Genomic DNA, 18,054 nt, shown 5'->3' with positions numbered 1-18,054 from the left:
CCCCTTACGTGTGTACGTACGCGCGAAGGTGGTGAGCGGCAGGCTGAAACGTCAAGCGAAGACTTCGGCAACCTCGCCGCGATGATCTGCAACCAGCAAGAAGACGGCGACGGAAAAAGCGAAGGAGATAACGTTGGATAGCGCGTCGCCCAGACTGGCGACGATCGCGCCAACGGCTGGATCGATTTTCGTCAGGGCGGCCACGATAACGCCGAAGGCAATGGCGGCGCCCAGGGTGACGATCAGCCCGGCGAAAAAAATTGGCCAGGAATGACCCGATGTTGCCTCCCAGCTTTCCTTCAGCGCGCGGATGGGGCCGTGTCCCATTCCCACGGCATAGCCGTTCGCCGCCGACCAGCGCACAAGGATAATCACGCCGGGCGCAATGAAGAGCACGAGGCCAGCTATCACGCCCAGAACGGCCAAAATCGACATTCCGAAAAATGCCCAAACCGAATTGGCCCTGCCACGCGCCCGTCCTTGTCGATGCAGCAGTTCACGCAGGAGAAGCCATGCACCTCCAATCGAAGCGGTTGCGAGGCCAAAGCTAAAAAGGAAACCTGCGGCGGTACTGAAGTCCTGGGGAAAAACCGAAAACGGCCCGAATTGAACATCCGCGTTCGCCAACAGGCCCAACCCTTGCCCGGCCGCACCAAGGCCGCCGATGACAAGGACGTAGACGAGCGACGCTACCGGAGACGCGCCGATCACGCCAAACGTCCGCTCCAGCAGCGTGTCGACCCTCAGCTTCTCTTGCCTCACATCAATCAATCCCATCGCCTCAACGCGTCAGCGAGACCCGCCCACCCGCGTGTCGCACCAGATTGCCTGCAATTTCAAGCTCAAGCAGGGCCATCTGCACCGCACCGGCGCTGGCGCCGGACTGGCGGATCAGTTCGTCAACGGCGACCGGGGCCGTTGTCAGCAGGTCGGTGACGGCGGCGGGCTCGCTTTCGGTTTCCTCCACGAAAGACCAGTCGATCGACGCAGCCGGTTCGCGGAAACTCGAGACTGGCGAGCCGTCGAAGGCAGACAGCAGTTCGATCACGTCCGCCGCGCTCTGCACCAGCACCGCGCCTTCGCGGATCAACTGGTTGCATCCCTGGCTGCGCGCCTCCAGCGGGCTGCCGGGGATGGCCATAACCTCGCGCCCCGCCTCCCCCGCCAGTCGCGCGGTGATGAGGCTGCCGGATTTCGGCGCGGCTTCCACCACCAGCGTGCCCGCCGCCAGCCCGGCGATGATGCGGTTGCGCTTGGGGAAATGGCTGCCGCGCGGCTCGGTGCCGGGGGCTTCCTCGGCGATCAGCAGCGCCTCGCGGGCAATGCGTTCCTGCAGGTCGGCGTGCTGCGGGGGATAGGCCACGTCGATGCCACTGGCGATGACGCCGATGGTTGCCCCTCCGCCCGCGTGAAGGGCCCCCTCGTGACACGCCCCGTCGATGCCGCGTGCCAGGCCGCTGACCACGGTGAAGCCGCCATCGGCCAGGTCGCGGGAGAGGTCGCGCGCCAGCTTCACAGCGGCGGCCGAGGCGTTGCGCGCGCCGACCAGCGCCACGCATGGCTTCGTCGCCAGCGCCATGTCGCCGCGCACCGTGATGATCGGCGGCGCGCTCTCCAGTTCGCCCAGCAGGCGTGGATAGTCAGCGCTGTCGTGGAAGACGTAGCGCGCACCGGCCTTGCGCGCGGCGGCGATCTCGCGCTCTATCCGTTCGCTTGGCGCAGGGCGGTAATCGCGCCGTGCGCCGCGGCTGGCGAGGTCGGGCAGCGCCTCCACCGCCGCGACGGCCGTGCCGAACCGGCCGAGCAACTGGGCGTAGCTGATCGGCCCGATATTGGCCGATCGCAACAGTCGGATGCGGGCGAACGCCTCGCCCTGGGTCAACGCGACGGCGGTCACTTGTCCTTGCCGACCCGTGGTTCCTCGCCGCGCATCAGGCGGGCGATATTGGCGCGGTGCAGCCAAACGATCAACACGGCAATTACCGCGAGCACAGGCACGAAGGCGTAATATTGCAGCACGAAGGCGGCAACGGCGGCGGCAACGACCGCGCTCATCCCGGCGACCGATGATATGCGGCCCAGCGCCAGCACGGCAATCCACACCAGCGCATAGGCCACGCCGATGGGCCAGGCGAGGCCGAAGCTGACGCCAGCGTTGGTCGCCACGCCCTTGCCGCCCCTGAAGCCCAGCCAGACGGGGAAACAGTGCCCCAGCACCGCCCCCAGCGCGGCCATCGGCACCGGCCCCCAGGCGGGCGCGGCATCGGCCAGGGGGCGGTCGAGCAGCGCTGCGACGACCAGCACGGGCACCAGCCCCTTCAGGAAATCGAGCAGCAGCGTCGCCGCCGCCAGTTTCTTGGAGCCAGTGCGCAGCACGTTCGTCGCGCCGATATTGCCGCTGCCGATCTGGCGGATGTCGCCCTTCCCCGCGGCCCTGGCGAGCAGCAGGCCAAAGGGAATGGACCCGGAGAGGTACCCGATCAGAAAGGCGACCAACGATTCCATGCCATAACCCCGCCTGAGGATGTCGGAAGCAAAGCTGGGCAGCTTGCCCGGCGACTGCTTTGTTTTATAGCGCTGCGATAAGGGCAAAAGCGCCCCTTCCACAAGCTCGCAGGTGAGCGGAAAGAGACCGATTTGGACCCGACCTCCCCCATCCTGCTGTTCGATTCGGGCCTCGGCGGGCTGACCGTGCTGGCCGAACTGCGCAAGGTTCTGCCGCAGGCGCCGGTGATCTATGCTGCCGATACCGCCGGCCTGCCCTATGGCGACAAGACCGAGGCAGAGATCGCGGCGCGGGTGGCGGGATTGCTGGGGCGGATGAGCGAACGGTATCGCCCGCGCCTCGTGTGCATCGCCTGCAACACCGCCAGCACTATCGCCCTTGGCATGGTGCGCGACGTGCTGGAGGTTCCCATCGTGGGCACCGTGCCCGCCATCAAGCCTGCCGCCGAGATGACCACGAGCGGCACCATCGGTCTCCTCGGCACGGCGGCCACGGTGCGCCAGCGCTATGTCGACGATCTGGAGGCCCGGTTTGCCTCCGGCAAGCGCCTGCTGCGCCATCCCGCCCCGGAACTGGTGCTGGCGGCCGAAGCGAAGATGCGCGGGGAGCCGGTCGATCCCAGCAGCATCGCCCGCGCCGTTGCCGGCCTGGTCGAACAGCCGGGCGGCGAGGCAATCGACACCGTGGTGCTCGCCTGCACGCACTTCCCGCTGCTGGCCGAGGAATTGCAGACGGCCCTGGGCAAGCAGGTGCGGCTGGTCGACGGGGCTGCGGGCATCGCGCGCCGGATCGCTCATCTCACCGCGGGCCAGCCTTTCGAGCGCAGCCAGCCCGACCGTGCGATCTTCACGGCGCAACCGGAAGACCGTCCATACCTCGCCGCAATGCTGGCAAGACACGGGCTGGACGCAATCTCCCGGTTCTAGTTGCGAGTCCTTCGCAAACTTCGCGCTTCAAACTGCGCCTGCGATTGATTAAGTCCCGCCCTAGACCGAAACGAAGCAATCCGGACGCGCACATCCCGTGAATTACGACCAGGTATTCGACAAGGCCATCGACCGCCTCCACGAGGAAGGCCGATACCGCGTGTTCATCGATATCCTGCGCAACAAGGGTGCCTTTCCCAACGCGCGCTGTTTCGCCGGCCACAACGGTCCCAAGCCGATTACCGTGTGGTGTTCCAACGATTACCTCGCGATGGGGCAGCACCCCAAGGTGATCGCCGCCATGGAAGAGGCGATGCACGATGTCGGTGCCGGCAGCGGGGGCACCCGCAACATCGGCGGGAACACGCACTACCACGTCCAGCTGGAGGCAGAGCTGGCCGATCTGCACGGCAAGGAAGCTGCGCTGCTGTTCACCAGCGGCTACGTCTCCAACGATGCGACACTGTCCACGCTGGGCAAGCTGCTGCCGGGCTGCGTGGTGTTTTCCGACGAGTTGAACCATGCCAGCATGATTGCCGGCATCCGCAATTCCGGCTGCGAGAAGCGCGTCTTCCGCCACAACGATCTTGCGCATCTGGAAGAACTGCTGGCCGCCGAGGATGCGGAAACCCCCAAGGTCATCGCCTTTGAAAGCGTCTATTCGATGGACGGCGACGTCGCCCCCATCCATGCGATCTGCGACCTTGCCGAAACCTACAACGCCCTCACCTACATCGACGAGGTTCACGCCGTGGGCATGTATGGCGAGCACGGCGGCGGCATTTCCGAACGGGACGAGGCGGCGCACCGCATCGACCTTATCGAGGGAACGCTGGGCAAGGCATTCGGCGTAATGGGTGGCTACGTAGCCTCCAGCCAGAAGGTCATCGACTGCATCCGCAGCTATGCGCCGGGCTTCATCTTCACCACCTCGCTCAGCCCCGTGTTGGCCGCGGGTGTGCTGGCCGCCGTGCGCCACCTCAAGCAGTCGAGCATCGAACGCGATGCGCAGCAGGCCGCCGCCGCCACACTGAAGCGTCTATTCAGCGATGCCGGTTTGCCGGTGATGGATTCCACTACGCACATCGTGCCGCTGATGGTGGGCGATCCGGTTCGCGCCAAGACCATCAGCGACATCCTGCTCGCCGAGTACGGCGTTTACGTGCAGCCGATCAACTTCCCCACCGTGCCGCGCGGGACGGAGCGCCTGCGGTTCACCCCCGGCCCTGCCCACACCGAGGCAATGATGGTCGAACTCACCACTGCACTCGTTGAGATTTGGGACCGGCTTGAACTGGAATTGCGCCAGGCTGCGTAAAAGCCCGCCTGTCGCGTCGTCGATTGTTAGCGCGATAGTAACCAACCATCCCCCATACCGCTGACAGTCCGCCGGCATTCGGCACAAGGCAACACGCGGTAAGGGATACTATGGGTTTCCTCGAAAGTTTCGGTGCCAGGTCGGCGACACGAATCGCCGAGGAAGACACCAGCGTTCGGGTGATCTCGGCGGCTGATGCCGACCGGCGCCTGCAAGTCCTGGACGATTACGAGCGCACCGGCATTTCGTGGATCTGGGCAACCGACGCGGAAGACCGGCTCATCTATTTCTCGCCCAGCGCCTCCGACCACCTCGACGGTGGGTTGGATCAGCTGCTGGACAATCCGCTGTCCGATCTGTTCGAGATCGATCCCGACAACTCCGACCGCACCGACCGCCCTCTCCAGTTCCAGCTTAAGACACGCAACAAAATGGCCGAGTTGCCGGTGCGGCTGACGCGTGACCGCATACAGACGCCCGGCATGGAACGCTGGTGGTCGCTGTCGGGCCATCCCAAGTTCACGCCGGAGGGCAAGTTCGCCGGCTATCGCGGCAGCGCCAAGGACATCACCGTCGCCTATGTCCGCAGCCGTGAGGATTCACGGCTGGCGGAATACGATTCGCTCACTGGCCTTGCCAACCGCCACCGGATGAACCGCAAGCTGGAAAGCACGCTGGCGGCCTACAGGTCGGCCAAGCGCAGCTGCGCGCTGCTGATGATGGATCTCGACAAGTTCAAGCAAGTCAACGATACGATGGGCCACCCGGCGGGCGACGACCTGCTGCGGCAGGTTGCCGACCGGCTCAAGGCCATCCTGGGCGAGAAGGGCGAGATCGGGCGTCTGGGCGGCGACGAGTTCCAGATCTTCCTGCCAGACATGGATGACCGCGGAGAGCTGGGCAGCCTTGCTGAAAAGGTCATCCAGATGGTCTCCTCCCCCTACCAGCTGGACGGCAAGCGCGCGATCATTGGCGCGTCGGTGGGCATTTCCGTGGCCCCCTATGATGGGGTCGAAGCGGAGGAGATCATTAACGCCGCCGATCTCGCGCTGTATGCCGCCAAGAACAGCGGACGCGGTACCTATCGCTTCTATTCCGTCGATCTCAAGGACGTGGAGCAGGAACGGCAGGAACTGCTGGACGACATACGCGAGGCCTTGGCCTCGGATCAGCTGGAACTGCACTATCAGCCCGTCGTCCGCACGAAGGACAACATGGTGGTAGGCTTCGAGGCGCTGATGCGCTGGGAGCATCCGGAGCGCGGCAACGTCAGCCCCGGCGTGTTCATCCCCGCGGCCGAGGAAAGCGATCTCATCAACCAGTTGGGCCACTTTGCCCTGCAACGCGCCTGCGAGGACGCGCTGCAATGGCCGGAGAATGTACGCATCGCAATCAACGTGTCAGCCAAGCAGTTCGCAAACAAGGCATTCCCGGAGACTGTCGCGCAGATCCTGGAGGACACCGGTATAGAGCCGGACCGGGTGGAGTTGGAGCTAACCGAGACGGTGTTCATGGGCGACACGGACGTGACAGACGAGACGTTCAAGGCCCTCAAGACCCTCGGCGTTCGCCTGGCTCTGGACGATTTCGGCACCGGATATTCGTCGCTCAGCTATCTACGGTCCGCCCCGTTTGACAAGATCAAGGTCGACAAGAGCTTCGTCGACACCTGCACCCAGAAGAACGAGAACAGCGCCAAGATCATCACCGCGATCATCGGCCTGTCAAAGGCACTGGGGATGGACACCACGGTGGAGGGCGTCGAGGCATTCGACCAGTTCGACCTGGTGACCGAAAAGGGCGCGGAATACATTCAGGGCTGGATCTACTCCAAGGCCCGCCCGCAGGCCGACATCCTGAAATATATCGCCAACGGCGGCTTCAAGATCGAGCCGAGCGGGCCCGAAAACTTCCGTCCTGAACGGCGCAGTGTATTCCGCCGCGTCGGCGTGATCCATGAAGACAACCGCTACGACGCGGTGATGCGCGACTTGTCGAAAACTGGTTCGCGTATCGAAGGGCTCGTCGGCGTGCCGGTGGGCACCGGCCTCGTGCTGGATCTCGGCAGTGGCCAGCTGGTGGTCTGCCGCGTGCGCCGCAGCGAGGATGCAGTGATCGGCGTGGAGTTCGAGGTTCCGCTGGTTAGCGACGGCGCCGGAGGCCTGGTCACCCGCCACCGCGTGTCACCCTATGCCCTTGCCGCCGCGGGTATGCCGCTCGCGGCATTGCCGACAGGACACTATCCCGCCGCGATGCTGGGCGAAAGCGCCAGCCCCCCGCAATTCCTGCAGGTCACCATCGCGCGCAACTGATCTGCCTGCACCCGGGCGCAAGCAGATCGCGCCAACGCTCAGCGCAGGCTTACCACGTTGTCGCTGGAGCGCGGGTCGGCGCGGTCGCCGCGATAGAGGCTGGCCATCGGCTCGTCAGTGACCACGGCGGAGACGGTCGCGCCGAAGCCGTTGAAATCGGTCTTCATCGCCGCGCCGTAGGCACCCAGCATGCCGATCTCGATGTAGTCGCCGGCCTGGATGTCCTCGGGCAGCATGAAGGGGCCCTTCATGTAATCTGCATCGTCGCAGGTCGGCCCGTAGAAGGCGAACTCGGCCTGCGGCTTGATGAGGTCGTCCTCCAGCGCCACCACGGGGAAGCGCCAGGCGACGTGCGCCGCATCGAACAGCGCGCCATAGGCGCCGTCGTTGATGTAGAGCTCGTTGTCGCGGCGCTTTTCCACGCGCACGACGACGCTCGAATATTCGGCGCACAGCGCGCGGCCCGGCTCCGCCCACAGCTCGGCCGAATAGCTGATCGGCAGGCTCTCAAAGTGACGGTGGATCAGCGCGAAGTAATCTTCCAGCGCCGGCGGCTCGAGGCCCGGATAGACGCTTGGGAAGCCGCCGCCGACATCGACGATGTCCACGGTGACCGCCGCCTCGGCGATGGCCGCGCGCACGCGTTCCAGCGCCTGGGCATAGGCGAACGGCGTCATCGCCTGGCTGCCGACGTGGAAGCAGATGCCCAGCGCGTCGCAATGCTGGCGGGTCGCCTGCAACAGCGGCGCGGCCTCTGTCAGGTCGACGCCGAACTTGGATGCCAGCGAAAGCTCCGAATGCTCGGACGACACGCGCAGGCGCACCAGCAGGCTGAGGTCGGCGGCGGCGTTACCCGCCTCGTCGGTGGTCGCCTCGACGATCTTGGCCAGTTCCTCCATCGTGTCGAGGCTGTAGGTCTTCACACCGTGCTGGAAATAGGCCTCGCGGATGGCGCGTGGCGTCTTGACCGGGTGCATGAAGCACAGCGTCGCATCGGGCAGCTGACCGCGCACCATGCGCACCTCGCCGATGGAGGCGACGTCGTAATGCGTCACGCCGTTGTCCCACAGGATGCGGACAAGATCGGGCGAGGGATTGGCCTTTACCGCGTACATCGCCTTGCCCGGAAACTTCTCGACGAAGAAACGGGCGGCCCGCGCCGCGGCATGCGGTCGGGTGAGGATGACGGGTTCGTCCGGCGAGAGGGCGCGGACTACAGCCTTGGCGTCGGGAAACTGGTGCAATTCAAGGGACCCCCTAAGGTTCAAAACCAACAAGTACTGCCTTGCGGAGGGTGTCCCATGGGGCAGCGGAAGCGCGCATATAAAAGGGATTCGATGAACTGCAAGTGAAATTGGTCGGGGCGTGAAGCCGCGCGTTTTCGCCAGCTTTCACGCCCCGGATTTCGCGTGAATTGCAGCCCCGCTTCGACCAGCCCTACTTGTCGAAAAGCTTCGCCCAGCGCCGCGCCTCGCGGTCCTTGCCGCCGTTCTGCCGGTGCCAGGCATCGCTCGTCAGCAACGGCATCACGCTGCCCGCCTCGGCAAAGACCATCTGCTCGATACCGGTGTTGACCTTGCCCCAGCTCGCCGCTTCCTGAAGCGTGGAGGACGAACACGCGCCGTCGCGCACGTCGGCAACGGTGATCTGGACGGCATACTTGTGCACGCTCACATCCTCGTGGCCCAGGATTTCGGCGCAAACCACGGTATCCTGGATGAAGTTCTTCGGCACGCCGCCGCCCACCATAAGCAGGCCGGAATCGCCGGACTGGATCTTGATGTCGGTCAGCTCGCGGAAATCCGCGATGGCATCGATCATCATGTATTTCTCGCCCTTGGCCATCTGGTCGACCTGGTGCTTCACCAGGCCGAAACCGGCGGACGAATCGACGAAGGCCGGGCAGAAGATCGGCACGTCATGCTCGTAGGCCAACTTGACGAGGCTGTTGTCCTTCTTGCCGTGCTCGACCAGGTACTTGCCCATTTCGCGGATGAACTCGCGGCTGGAATAGCCCCGGTGTTCCAGCGTGTTGGCGATCTTGTTGATCGTGAAGTCGCAATCCTGCAGTTGCTCTTCATCGATGTAGGTATCGTAGATCCGGTCGATATACAGCGAGCGCAGCGTATCGTCGTCGGGGATCTCCAGCGCCTGGTAATGCTTGTGCCCCAGCCCTTCGAAGAAATCCATGTCGACGATGGTGGCGCCTGTCGCCACGATGCAGTCCACCATGTTCGATCGGACCAGTTCCGCATACAGGTCCATGCAGCCACCCGCGCTGGTGGAGCCGGCGATGACGAGGAAGATCGTGCAGTCCTTGTCTTCCAGCATCTGGTTGTAGATGCGGGTCGCGCGGGCCAGGTCGCGGCTGGTGAAGCTCATCTTGCCCATCGAATCGATGATGGGCCGCGCGTCGAATTCGCGGATGTCGATATGCTCGACCGTCGTGCTCAGAAGCTCGGCCTTGCGGGTGTCGTTGATCGACGAATCGGTCATGAAGTGCTCTTTCCTGTCTGGTGTGCCCGAATAACGGGACCGCGCGGCCCCCGTTCCAAATTTCCCGGCAATTGCCAAGTGCCGCCTTTCCAGCGTGACCTTTCCCGCGTGACCTTTCCCGCGTGACCTTTCCCGCGTGACAGGGCGAGGCCGTGCACGGTAAGTCCCGCGGCATGAGAGAACCAACCCGCGACGGCGTGCTGCAGGCCGCCCAGAAGATCGCCGCGAACTTCCCCGAAACTCCGCTGCTACCGTTCGTGCATGACGGCCGCACGCTGTGGGCGAAGGCCGAGTGCCTGCAACCGATGGGCGCGTTCAAGATCCGCGGCGCCTGGCACCGACTGACCGACCTTTCGGACGAGGAAAAGGCGCGCGGCGTGGTCGCGGTATCCAGCGGCAACCATGCGCAAGGCGTAGCGCTGGCGGCACGGATGCTCGGCATCGCGGCAACGATCGTCATGCCTGCCGACGCGCCAAAGGTGAAGCTGGAGCGGACCGCGGGCTACGGCGCAGTGGTCGTCACCTACGATCGGCTGACGGAAGACCGCGAAGCCATTGCCCAGGCCCTGGCCGAGGAAAAGGGCGCGACCTATGCCCACGCCTTTGGCGACCCCTGGGTGATCGAGGGACAAGGCAGCGCCGGCGTGGAGATCGCCGCACAGCTGCACGCACAGGTCGGGCGTGCCCCCAGCCGCATCATCGCCTGTTGCGGCGGCGGCGGCCTGACTGCGGGTCTCGCCCTCGCCTGTCCCGATGCCAGCGTCGTGCCGGTGGAGCCCGAAGGCTGGGACGACGTGTGCCGCAGCCTGGAGGCCGGGGAGATATGCAACGTGGGCCAGAGCCCTCCCCCCACGGCGTGCGACGCGTTGCAGACCTTCGCGACACAGCCGATCAACTTTGCCGTCCTACAAGAACATTGCCGCGAATGGGCGCGCGTGTCGGAAGCGGAAATTCGTGCCGCCCAGCGGTTCGCCTTTGCTCACCTGCGCCTCGTCCTCGAACCCGGCGGTGCCGCTGCGCTGGCGGCGGTTCTCGCTGGCAAGGTCGCGGTGGATGATGCAACGGTGGTGATGCTGACCGGCGGCAACGTGGACGCTGCAAGCTATGCCGATGTTCTGAGCGACGAGAACTGAGCTCGACGCCTCCAACCTCTTCCCTGCGCGAAGCGCGACCAGCGTTCGAACGTGCTTGGAGCGGTAAGGGTTTTGCGGCAGGTTACCGACATGGACACCGTCATTCTCGTTCCGGCCGCCGTGCTGGTTTTGTGGACGCTCATCATGCTGGTCTGGATGATCGTTTTGCGCCTCCCCGCATTGGCGAAACTTGGCCGCACCAAGGAACAGATGCGCGGCGGCCGGGGGCAGGATCTCGACAAGGTGCTGCCCGGAACCCTCCAGTGGAAGGCCCATAATTACATCCACCTGCTGGAACAGCCGACACTGTTTTACGCGGTGACCATCATGTTCGCCCTGGTCGGCGCCAGCGAGGGGGACGTGCTGCTGGCCTGGGCCTACGTCGCGATCCGCGTGATCCATTCGCTGTGGCAGGCCGTGGTCAACACGATCCCGGTGCGCTTTGCCCTGTTCGCACTGTCGACGCTGGTGTTGCTTGCGATGACCGTCAAACTGCTGCTGGCGCTGCTCGCCATAGCATGACCTCTCGCACCCATCGGTGCGACACGGCTTGCTCACTGGATGGGAATGGTAGCGGAGGAGGGATTCGAACCCCCGACACAGGGATTATGATTCCCCCGCTCTAACCGACTGAGCTACTCCGCCCCAAGGGCAGGCGCGCAACTAGGTAAGGCTGGCCCGCCGGTCAACCCGGAAAATCGGTTTCGTCACCCGCGAAACCTATACGTCGCCAGCTTCTCCCATGGCCCACCGAGATAGCGGTGGAGGCTGATGGAAAGAAAGCGGAAGTCGCCCGGCGCGATCGTGCCGTCCAGTTCGGCCTGCAACGCCTTGGCCTTGGTGGACGAGACCTTGTTCTGGATGGTGACGTGCAGGCGCGGGGTGTTGCGGTCCTGCGCGGTGAGGAGATCGAACATACGCTCGGCGACATCGCGGCGCAGGTCCATCAGGTCCGGGCTCTCCAGCTTCAGCGCGGTGCCGCCGCCCAGGCTCATCAATCCGACGAGCCGTGCGGGTATCGGCGCCTCCAGCTTCGTCTGGGCCTTCAGCAGCCTGTCGATCTCGGCGTGGTAGGGTTCCGGCAATGCGTGGAACAGCGTGACGTGCGCTGAGAGATGATTGCGTTCCGGCGGGAAATGCGCTGTGCGCAGCGCCGTTGCCCAGGCGTGGAGATCGGGCGGCAGGTCTGCCGTCAGGATCAGCGCCCCACCCCGTTCCGCCGTTCCGGTCACATCTCGCCGCGCTGGCGCCGCAGGGCGAACCAGCGCTGCACAGCCTCGTTATGGCCGGCGAGCGTGGAATTGAATTCATGACCGCCGCTGCCGTCGGCAACCATGTAGACCGCGTCGGTCTCCGCCGGGTTCAACACGGCTTCGATGCTGGCGCGGCCGGGATTGGTGATCGGTCCTCTCGGCAGCCCGACCATGGAGTAGGTGTTGTAGTCGTTGATCGCCTGTATCTCCGACTGGCGGATACGGCGACCCAGCGGCCGCCCGCGGGTAATCGGATAGATGATCGTGGGGTCGGCCTGCAGCATGATGCCCTTGCTCACGCGGTTGGAATAGAGCCCGGCGACCATGCGCCGTTCTTCCGGGACGCCGGTTTCCTTTTCCACGATGCTGGCCAGCACCACCGCTTCTGCGGGAGAACTGACGACCGTGTCCGCACTGCGGTTGGGCCACAGTTCTGCCAGCGCCTCGTCCATCGCCCGCTGCATCCGCGCGAGCACCGCCACGCGGGTCTCGCCGCGTTCGAAATCGTAGGTGTCGGGCAGGACCGACCCTTCGACCGGAACGGGAATTTCTCCGGTGAGCAAGTCCTCCGCCATCAGCGCATCGTGCACCAGCACGGATGGCATCCCCTCGGGGATCGTCACGAAACGGCGGATTACCTCGCCATGCTGAAAAGTATCGAGGATGGCCGCATTGCTTGCGCCTGCGGGAAGCAGGAATTCGCCGGCCTTGATCGGATCGCCGCTGCCCAGGATCTTGGCCCGCAGCAGGAAGCTGCTGGCAGAGCCGATCAGCCCCTCCTCCTCCAGCTTGCCCGCCACCGATGTGAGCGAGGCACCGTTCGGCACGATGAACGCGGTTTCCTCGTCCACCTGCGCGCCGCCGTACCAGCCGGAAGCGAACCACGCCGCGATGGCCAGCACGACCACCGCGCCCACCAGGGCCAACTTTTTCATGTCAGTCGACCACGCGCCGCATGATCAGGCTGGCGTTGGTGCCGCCAAAGCCGAAGCTGTTGTTGAGCACCGCGTTGACCTCCCGCTTTTTCGCCTTGAGCGGGACGAGATCGACGCCCTCGGTCCCGTCGTCGGGATCGGTGAGGTTGAGCGTCGGGGGCACCACCTGGTCGCGGATGGCGAGGATGCAGAAGATGCTCTCCACCGCGCCCGCGCCGCCCAACAAGTGACCGATCGCGCTCTTGGTGGAGGACATGGATGCACCGCACAGATCGTCGCCCAGCACGCGTTTTACCGCGGCGAGTTCGATGGTGTCGGCCATGGTGCTGGTGCCGTGGGCATTGACGTAATCAATGTCGCACGGTTCCAGGCCGGACTTGCGCAGGGCCATGCGCATGGCGTTTTCCGCGCCCTTGCCTTCCGGGTGCGGTGCGGTGACGTGATAGGCGTCGCCCGACAGGCCGTAGCCGACCACCTCGGCATAGATCTTCGCACCGCGCGCCTTGGCGTGCTCGTATTCCTCCAGCACCACGACGCCCGCGCCTTCGCCCATGACGAAGCCGTCGCGGTTCTTGTCGTAGGGGCGGCTCGCTTCCCTGGGCCGGTCGTTCATGCTCATGTTGAGCGCCTTGGCCTGCGCAAATCCGGCAACGCCCAGCGGGTTGATCGTGCTCTCCGCCCCGCCCGCCAGCATGATGTCGGCATCGTCGTCCTTGATCATGCGCGCGGCATCGCCGATCGAGTGCGCGCCGGTCGAGCAGGCGGTGACGACCGAATGGTTCGGCCCCATCAGGCCGTACTTGATGGACACCTGCCCACTGGTGAGATTGATCAGGCGCCCGTGCACGAAATGCGGGCTGACGCGGCCGGGGCCACGGTTGGCCAGCACCAGCGATTCGCTCTCGATACCCGGCAATCCGCCGATGCCCGAACCGATGGAGACGCCCGCACGCAGTTTCGTGTCCTCGTCCATGTCGGTGAGGCCGGCGTCTTCCAGCGCCTGTCCGGCGGCGTCGATGGCGTAGACGATGAACGGATCGACCTGGCGCTGCACCTTGTGGTCCACGCGCTTGTCAGGATCGAAGCCCCAGGGATGATCCTTGGCCTTCACCTCGCCAGCGATGGTGGCTTTCTGCCCCGTGGTGTCGAAACGGGTGATCGTGTCGATCCCGCTTTCGCCCGCGATCAGGTTTGTCCAAACGGTTTCCACGTCAGCGCCCAGCGGGGTGACGAGGCCAAGTCCGGTTACGACGACACGCCGCATAGTCACATCCTCTTTCGTGCGGTGTTCTTGCAAGAAAGGCCCAGCCATCTGGCCGAGCCTTTCATCCCCGTCCGCATCCGGCGGGCCGCATTACGGACAGGGACTGCCGGATTAGCCGGCGTTTTCTTCGATGTACTTGTTGGCATCGCCCACGGTGTTGATCTTCTCGGCGGCATCGTCGGGGATTTCCACGCCGAACTCTTCCTCGAAGGCCATTACCAGCTCGACGATGTCGAGGGAATCGGCGCCCAGATCGTCGATGAAGCTCGCATCGGGAGTGACCTTGTCTTCCTCGACGCCGAGATGCTCGACCACGATCTTCTTCACGCGTGCGGCAATATCGCTCATAAATCCGTCTTCCTCTTGGGGTGATCAGTTGCTTTTGCCCTAGTGAACGCCGGCGCGGCGCGCAAGTGCCCCGCCCTTTTTCGTTGTCGCCGCCATGATGCGCCGGCGAATTGCAGGATACATCGGCGGTTTCGTTCATTCATCCGGCAACATCCTGATCCATTGGAGAAACCTTGATGTCTGCCAGTACCGTACTCAAGACCCTTACCGATACCGCCTTCGATTCCGTCGAAGGTTACCGCAAGGCTGCCGAGAAGGCGACCAATCCCCAGCTCAAGCAAGCGCTGATGCAGCGCGCCGAAAAGCGCCAGCAGACCGTTGCCACCCTCAACGCCGAGGTAGAGCGCCAGGGCGGTGAAATGGTGACCAAGGGCACCATGACGGGTGAACTGCACCAGATGTGGCTGAGCATCACCGATGCGTTCGAAAACAGCGACGAGGCCGCGGCCGAGCGTGTCGAGGAAGGCGAAGATTACCTCAAGGGCAAGTTCGACGCCGCGCTGAAGGACGACGATCTGGATCCGCAATCGCGCGCCGTGATCCAGCAGGTTTACGCCGAAATCTGCGAAGGTGAGCAGTTCGGCAACTCGATCGAGAAGCAGTACGACTAAGCTTTCCGCTTCATCGCACGCTACGAGGGGCGCGGTTCTGACAGGAGCCGCGCCCTTTTTGCATGGCCTTGCAGGACTGGCGGCCTAGAAGCGGGGCATGAGAATCTTTCATTCCCACAGGCAATCGGGCCACGCGCCCCGCCGCGAATTTCACAATGGTGACTGGGCCGCGTTTGCTGAAACGCCTGCCCGTGTGACCGCGATGCTGGCGGCCGTGGGCCCGGTCGAGGAACCGACGGACCGTGGACTGGGTAGCGTGCTGGCCGTCCACGAGCCATCCTACGTCGAATTCCTGCAAACCGCCTACACACAATGGGTCGCCGCCGGGCGGGAGGGCGATGCGCTCGGCTATGCCTTTCCCGTATCGCGCCGCCGTGCGCTGGTGCTCGACCGGATTGATGCAAAGCTCGGTCGGTTCAGTGCCGACGTCGTCACCCCCATCGCGGCAGGCACCTGGGATGCCACCTACGCCAGCGCCCAGGCCGCACTGGGCGCGGTTGCTGCGGTGTTGGAGGGCGAGCCTCGCGCCTTCGCCCTCACCCGTCCGCCCGGGCACCACGCGGGCGCGGATTATTGCGGCGGGTATTGCTATCTCAACGCATCGGCCATCGCGGCGCGGGCACTGGCGGACGCGGGCCGGAAGGTCGCCGTGCTCGACGTCGACTACCATCACGGCAACGGGACGCAGGACATTTTCTACGAGTCCGGCGACGTCTTCTTCGCCTCGATCCACGCCGATCCGGCGACGGACTTCCCGTTCTTCTGGGGCCATGCCGACGAGCGGGGAGAAGGCCCAGGCCAAGGCGCGACGCTGAACCTGCCGCTGCCGCGCGGCACGCGCTGGGCGGAATACGAGCGGGCCCTTGGCAAGGCGCTCGAAGGCATCGCCGCATGGGGAGCGGACCAGCTGGTCGTCTCCTACGGCGCGGATACGTTTGCCGGCGATCCGATCAGCCATTTCCAGCTCACCACGCCCGACATGCAAAGTCTTGGCGCGGCGATTGCGGCGGCGCGGCTACCCGTGGTGGGAATCATGGAAGGCGGCTACGCCGTCGATTCGCTGGGTGCGAACCTCGCCGCCTTCCTTGGCGGGCTGGAAAGCTAGCTACTCGCCAGCCTGGTCGACGCGCGTCTTGTCCGCGTCGCTTGCAGCTGCCTGCGTTTCCAGCGCGTCACCCGACAGGCGGATGTGCACATCGCGCAGCTGGCGCGGACTGACCACCGAGGGTGCGCCCATCATGAGATCCTGCGCGCGCTGGTTGAGCGGAAAGGCGATGACCTCGCGGATATTGGGCTCGTCCGCCAGCAGCATGACGATGCGGTCGATGCCGGGGGCCGAGCCGCCGTGCGGCGGGGCGCCGAGCTTGAACGCCTCGATCATGCCGGAGAAATTCGCGTCGACATCGGCGCGGCTGTAACCGGCGATCTCAAAGGCCTTGTACATGATTTCCGGCTTGTGGTTCCGGATCGCACCCGAGCTGAGTTCGTAGCCGTTGCACACGATATCGTATTGCCACGCCTTGATGGTCAGCGGATCCTGCGTTTCCAGCGCCTCAAGCTCGCCCTGTGGCATCGAGAACGGGTTGTGGCTGAAGTCGACCTTCTTCTGGTCCTCGTCGTATTCGAACATGGGAAAATCGACGATCCAGCAGAACTTGAAGCAGTCCTGTTCGATCAGCCCAAGCTCCTCGCCCACCCTGGTGCGCGCGGCACCGGCCAGCTTGGCGGCGTCCTTTTCCTTGCCCGCGGCGAAGAACAGGCCGTCGTTCTCACCGAGGCCAAGCTCGGCGTAAAGCGCCTCCATGCCTTCGGTCCCGTGGTTCTTGGCGATGGGGCCGCCGAACTCCCCGCCCTTGCGGGTGACGTAGCCGAGCCCGGCGAAGCCTTCCTTGCGCGCCCAGTCGTTCATCTCGTCGAAGAACTTGCGACTCTTCTCGTGCGTGGCCGGCGCCGGGATCACCCGCACGCGCCCGCCGCCGCCGACGATCTTTTCGAACAGGCCGAAGCCCGAGGTGGTGAAGTGATCGGTCACGTCGGTGATGACGAGCGGGTTGCGCAGGTCGGGCTTGTCGGTGCCGTACTTCAGCATCGTCTCGGCATAGGGGATGCGGGGAAACTCGCCCGCAGGGGTAACCGACTTGCCGCCCGAGAACTCCTCGAACACACCCGCCAGCACGGGCTCGATGGCGTCGAACACGTCGTCCTGCGTCACGAAGCTCATCTCGAAATCGAGCTGGTAGAATTCGGGGCTGCGGTCGGCGCGCAGGTCCTCGTCGCGGAAGCATGGGGCGATCTGGAAATAGCGGTCGAAGCCTGCCACCATCAGCAGCTGCTTGAACATCTGCGGTGCCTGCGGCAGCGCGTAGAAGCGGCCCGGATGGAGGCGGCTGGGCACTAGGTAATCGCGCGCGCCCTCGGGGCTGGACGCACCCAGGATCGGGGTCTGGAATTCCGAGAAGCCCTGGTCGGTCATCCGGCGGCGCAGGCTGGTGATGACCCGGTTGCGCAACATGATGTTGGCGTGGGGCCGTTCGCGCCGCAGGTCGACGAAGCGATACTTGAGGCGGGTTTCTTCCGGATAGTCCTCGGCGCTGTTGACGATCAGCGGCAGATCGTCGGCCTTGCTCTGCACCGTTACGGCGCGGGCGAACACCTCGATCCCGCCGGTGGGCAGGTTGGCGTTCACCGCCGCCGCATCGCGCGCCTTTACCTCGCCGTCGATGGTGACGACGCTTTCCAGCCGCAGCGAATCGAGCAGGGGGAGTGCCGGGCTGTCCTCGTCGGCCACCACCTGGGTGATGCCGTAATGGTCGCGCAGGTCCACGAACAGGACACCGCCATGGTCACGCTTGCGATGCACCCAGCCAGACAGGCGGACGCCCTGGCCGACATCGGCTGTCGTTAGCTGGGCACAAGTATGGGTGCGATAGGCGTGCATGGAGGACTCTTTTC

General features: G+C 64.7%; 17 protein-coding genes and 1 tRNA gene. 7 read left to right on the top strand and 11 right to left on the bottom strand.

The annotated features are described in order from the left end of the window. Positions 1–51 precede the first annotated feature (51 nt). Genes GRI62_RS04950 through plsY form a run of 3 tightly spaced genes read right to left on the bottom strand, consistent with a single transcriptional unit; the run spans position 52 to position 2,505 of the window. On the bottom strand, positions 52–777 hold the full coding sequence (locus GRI62_RS04950) for a hypothetical protein (protein ID WP_131452277.1): 726 nt from the start codon (positions 775–777) through the stop codon (positions 52–54). A 4-nt stretch (positions 778–781) separates the two neighbouring features. Continuing rightward, the gene (gene dprA / locus GRI62_RS04945; protein ID WP_131452276.1) at positions 782–1,897 is read right to left on the bottom strand and encodes a DNA-processing protein DprA; all 1,116 of its coding nucleotides are present in this window, start codon (positions 1,895–1,897) and stop codon (positions 782–784) included. Continuing rightward, the gene (gene plsY / locus GRI62_RS04940) at positions 1,894–2,505 is read right to left on the bottom strand and encodes a glycerol-3-phosphate 1-O-acyltransferase PlsY (RefSeq protein ID WP_131452275.1); all 612 of its coding nucleotides are present in this window, start codon (positions 2,503–2,505) and stop codon (positions 1,894–1,896) included. The genes dprA and plsY overlap by 4 nt, the downstream gene beginning before the upstream one ends. A 132-nt stretch (positions 2,506–2,637) precedes the next feature. On the opposite strand from plsY, the gene murI reads away from it, so the two are divergent. The 3 genes from murI to GRI62_RS04925 all read left to right on the top strand — a co-directional run bounded on the left by murI (position 2,638) and on the right by GRI62_RS04925 (position 7,062). Then, a complete protein-coding gene (murI, locus tag GRI62_RS04935) occupies positions 2,638–3,432 on the top strand; it encodes a glutamate racemase (protein ID WP_131452274.1) in 795 nt (264 codons plus the stop codon). A 97-nt stretch (positions 3,433–3,529) separates the two neighbouring features. Then, on the top strand, positions 3,530–4,750 hold the full coding sequence (gene hemA, locus GRI62_RS04930; RefSeq protein WP_131452273.1) for a 5-aminolevulinate synthase: 1,221 nt from the start codon (positions 3,530–3,532) through the stop codon (positions 4,748–4,750). A 110-nt stretch (positions 4,751–4,860) separates the two neighbouring features. Beyond that, a complete protein-coding gene (locus GRI62_RS04925) occupies positions 4,861–7,062 on the top strand; it encodes a putative bifunctional diguanylate cyclase/phosphodiesterase (RefSeq protein WP_131452272.1) in 2,202 nt (733 codons plus the stop codon). A 38-nt stretch (positions 7,063–7,100) separates the two neighbouring features. Here the strand turns inward: GRI62_RS04925 and GRI62_RS04920 are convergent, their stop codons facing one another. Then, a complete protein-coding gene (locus GRI62_RS04920) occupies positions 7,101–8,306 on the bottom strand; it encodes a type III PLP-dependent enzyme (protein ID WP_131452271.1) in 1,206 nt (401 codons plus the stop codon). A 193-nt stretch (positions 8,307–8,499) separates the two neighbouring features. After that, positions 8,500–9,558, bottom strand: coding sequence for a 1,9-bis(guanidino)-5-aza-nonane synthase (locus tag GRI62_RS04915; protein ID WP_131452270.1), 1,059 nt, complete (start codon positions 9,556–9,558; stop codon positions 8,500–8,502). A 173-nt stretch (positions 9,559–9,731) separates the two neighbouring features. Here GRI62_RS04915 and GRI62_RS04910 point away from each other — a divergent pair, with 173 nt between their 5' ends. Continuing rightward, complete coding sequence (locus tag GRI62_RS04910; RefSeq protein WP_131452269.1) at positions 9,732–10,691, top strand: threonine ammonia-lyase; 960 nt, start codon at positions 9,732–9,734, stop codon at positions 10,689–10,691. Positions 10,692–10,781: 90 nt separating this feature from the next. After that, positions 10,782–11,213: an MAPEG family protein gene (locus tag GRI62_RS04905; protein WP_131452268.1), complete on the top strand. Its 432-nt coding sequence runs from the start codon at positions 10,782–10,784 to the stop codon at positions 11,211–11,213. A gap of 46 nt (positions 11,214–11,259) precedes the next feature. On the opposite strand, the gene GRI62_RS04900 is transcribed toward GRI62_RS04905, so the two are convergent. The 5 genes from GRI62_RS04900 to GRI62_RS04880 all read right to left on the bottom strand — a co-directional run bounded on the left by GRI62_RS04900 (position 11,260) and on the right by GRI62_RS04880 (position 14,491). Beyond that, positions 11,260–11,336 (bottom strand) — tRNA-Met (locus tag GRI62_RS04900). A gap of 62 nt (positions 11,337–11,398) precedes the next feature. Continuing rightward, the gene (locus GRI62_RS04895; RefSeq protein WP_131452267.1) at positions 11,399–11,923 is read right to left on the bottom strand and encodes a 2'-5' RNA ligase family protein; all 525 of its coding nucleotides are present in this window, start codon (positions 11,921–11,923) and stop codon (positions 11,399–11,401) included. Further along, a complete protein-coding gene (gene mltG, locus GRI62_RS04890) occupies positions 11,920–12,879 on the bottom strand; it encodes an endolytic transglycosylase MltG (RefSeq protein WP_131452266.1) in 960 nt (319 codons plus the stop codon). Before mltG ends, GRI62_RS04895 begins: the two co-directional genes overlap by 4 nt. A 1-nt stretch (position 12,880) precedes the next feature. Next, positions 12,881–14,143, bottom strand: a complete 1,263-nt coding sequence (gene fabF, locus GRI62_RS04885) for a beta-ketoacyl-ACP synthase II (protein WP_131452265.1) — start codon at positions 14,141–14,143, stop codon at positions 12,881–12,883. A gap of 111 nt (positions 14,144–14,254) precedes the next feature. Further along, positions 14,255–14,491 (bottom strand): acyl carrier protein, encoded by a 237-nt coding sequence (locus GRI62_RS04880; RefSeq protein ID WP_131452264.1) that lies wholly within the window; start codon positions 14,489–14,491, stop codon positions 14,255–14,257. A gap of 176 nt (positions 14,492–14,667) precedes the next feature. On the opposite strand from GRI62_RS04880, the gene GRI62_RS04875 reads away from it, so the two are divergent. Beyond that, a complete protein-coding gene (locus GRI62_RS04875; protein WP_131452263.1) occupies positions 14,668–15,102 on the top strand; it encodes a ferritin-like domain-containing protein in 435 nt (144 codons plus the stop codon). 97 nt (positions 15,103–15,199) lie between these two features. Then, positions 15,200–16,207: a histone deacetylase family protein gene (locus GRI62_RS04870; protein ID WP_131452262.1), complete on the top strand. Its 1,008-nt coding sequence runs from the start codon at positions 15,200–15,202 to the stop codon at positions 16,205–16,207. On the opposite strand, the gene aspS is transcribed toward GRI62_RS04870, so the two are convergent. After that, positions 16,208–18,040: an aspartate--tRNA ligase gene (gene aspS, locus GRI62_RS04865; RefSeq protein ID WP_131452261.1), complete on the bottom strand. Its 1,833-nt coding sequence runs from the start codon at positions 18,038–18,040 to the stop codon at positions 16,208–16,210. Positions 18,041–18,054: the final 14 nt, after the last annotated feature.

Origin of the sequence: Aurantiacibacter arachoides (genome assembly GCF_009827335.1) — a bacterium.
In the GTDB taxonomy this organism is placed as follows: Bacteria; Pseudomonadota; Alphaproteobacteria; order Sphingomonadales; family Sphingomonadaceae; genus Alteraurantiacibacter; species Alteraurantiacibacter arachoides.
Note: the sequence above shows the minus strand (reverse complement) of the source record. Positions and strands in the feature narration are given on the sequence as shown.

Excerpts from the sequence above, each read along its gene's own strand:
- GRI62_RS04950 (WP_131452277.1), bottom strand. The coding sequence starts at position 777 with ATGGGATTGATTGATGTGAGGCAAGAGAAGCTGAGGGTCGACACGCTG.
- plsY (WP_131452275.1), bottom strand. The coding sequence starts at position 2,505 with ATGGAATCGTTGGTCGCCTTTCTGATCGGGTACCTCTCCGGGTCCATT.
- GRI62_RS04925 (WP_131452272.1), top strand. The coding sequence starts at position 4,861 with ATGGGTTTCCTCGAAAGTTTCGGTGCCAGGTCGGCGACACGAATCGCC.
- GRI62_RS04915 (WP_131452270.1), bottom strand. The coding sequence starts at position 9,558 with ATGACCGATTCGTCGATCAACGACACCCGCAAGGCCGAGCTTCTGAGC.
- GRI62_RS04910 (WP_131452269.1), top strand. The coding sequence starts at position 9,732 with ATGAGAGAACCAACCCGCGACGGCGTGCTGCAGGCCGCCCAGAAGATC.
- GRI62_RS04905 (WP_131452268.1), top strand. The coding sequence starts at position 10,782 with ATGGACACCGTCATTCTCGTTCCGGCCGCCGTGCTGGTTTTGTGGACG.
- mltG (WP_131452266.1), bottom strand. The coding sequence starts at position 12,879 with ATGAAAAAGTTGGCCCTGGTGGGCGCGGTGGTCGTGCTGGCCATCGCG.
- fabF (WP_131452265.1), bottom strand. The coding sequence starts at position 14,143 with ATGCGGCGTGTCGTCGTAACCGGACTTGGCCTCGTCACCCCGCTGGGC.
- GRI62_RS04880 (WP_131452264.1), bottom strand. The coding sequence starts at position 14,491 with ATGAGCGATATTGCCGCACGCGTGAAGAAGATCGTGGTCGAGCATCTC.
- GRI62_RS04875 (WP_131452263.1), top strand. The coding sequence starts at position 14,668 with ATGTCTGCCAGTACCGTACTCAAGACCCTTACCGATACCGCCTTCGAT.
- GRI62_RS04870 (WP_131452262.1), top strand. The coding sequence starts at position 15,200 with ATGAGAATCTTTCATTCCCACAGGCAATCGGGCCACGCGCCCCGCCGC.
- aspS (WP_131452261.1), bottom strand. The coding sequence starts at position 18,040 with ATGCACGCCTATCGCACCCATACTTGTGCCCAGCTAACGACAGCCGAT.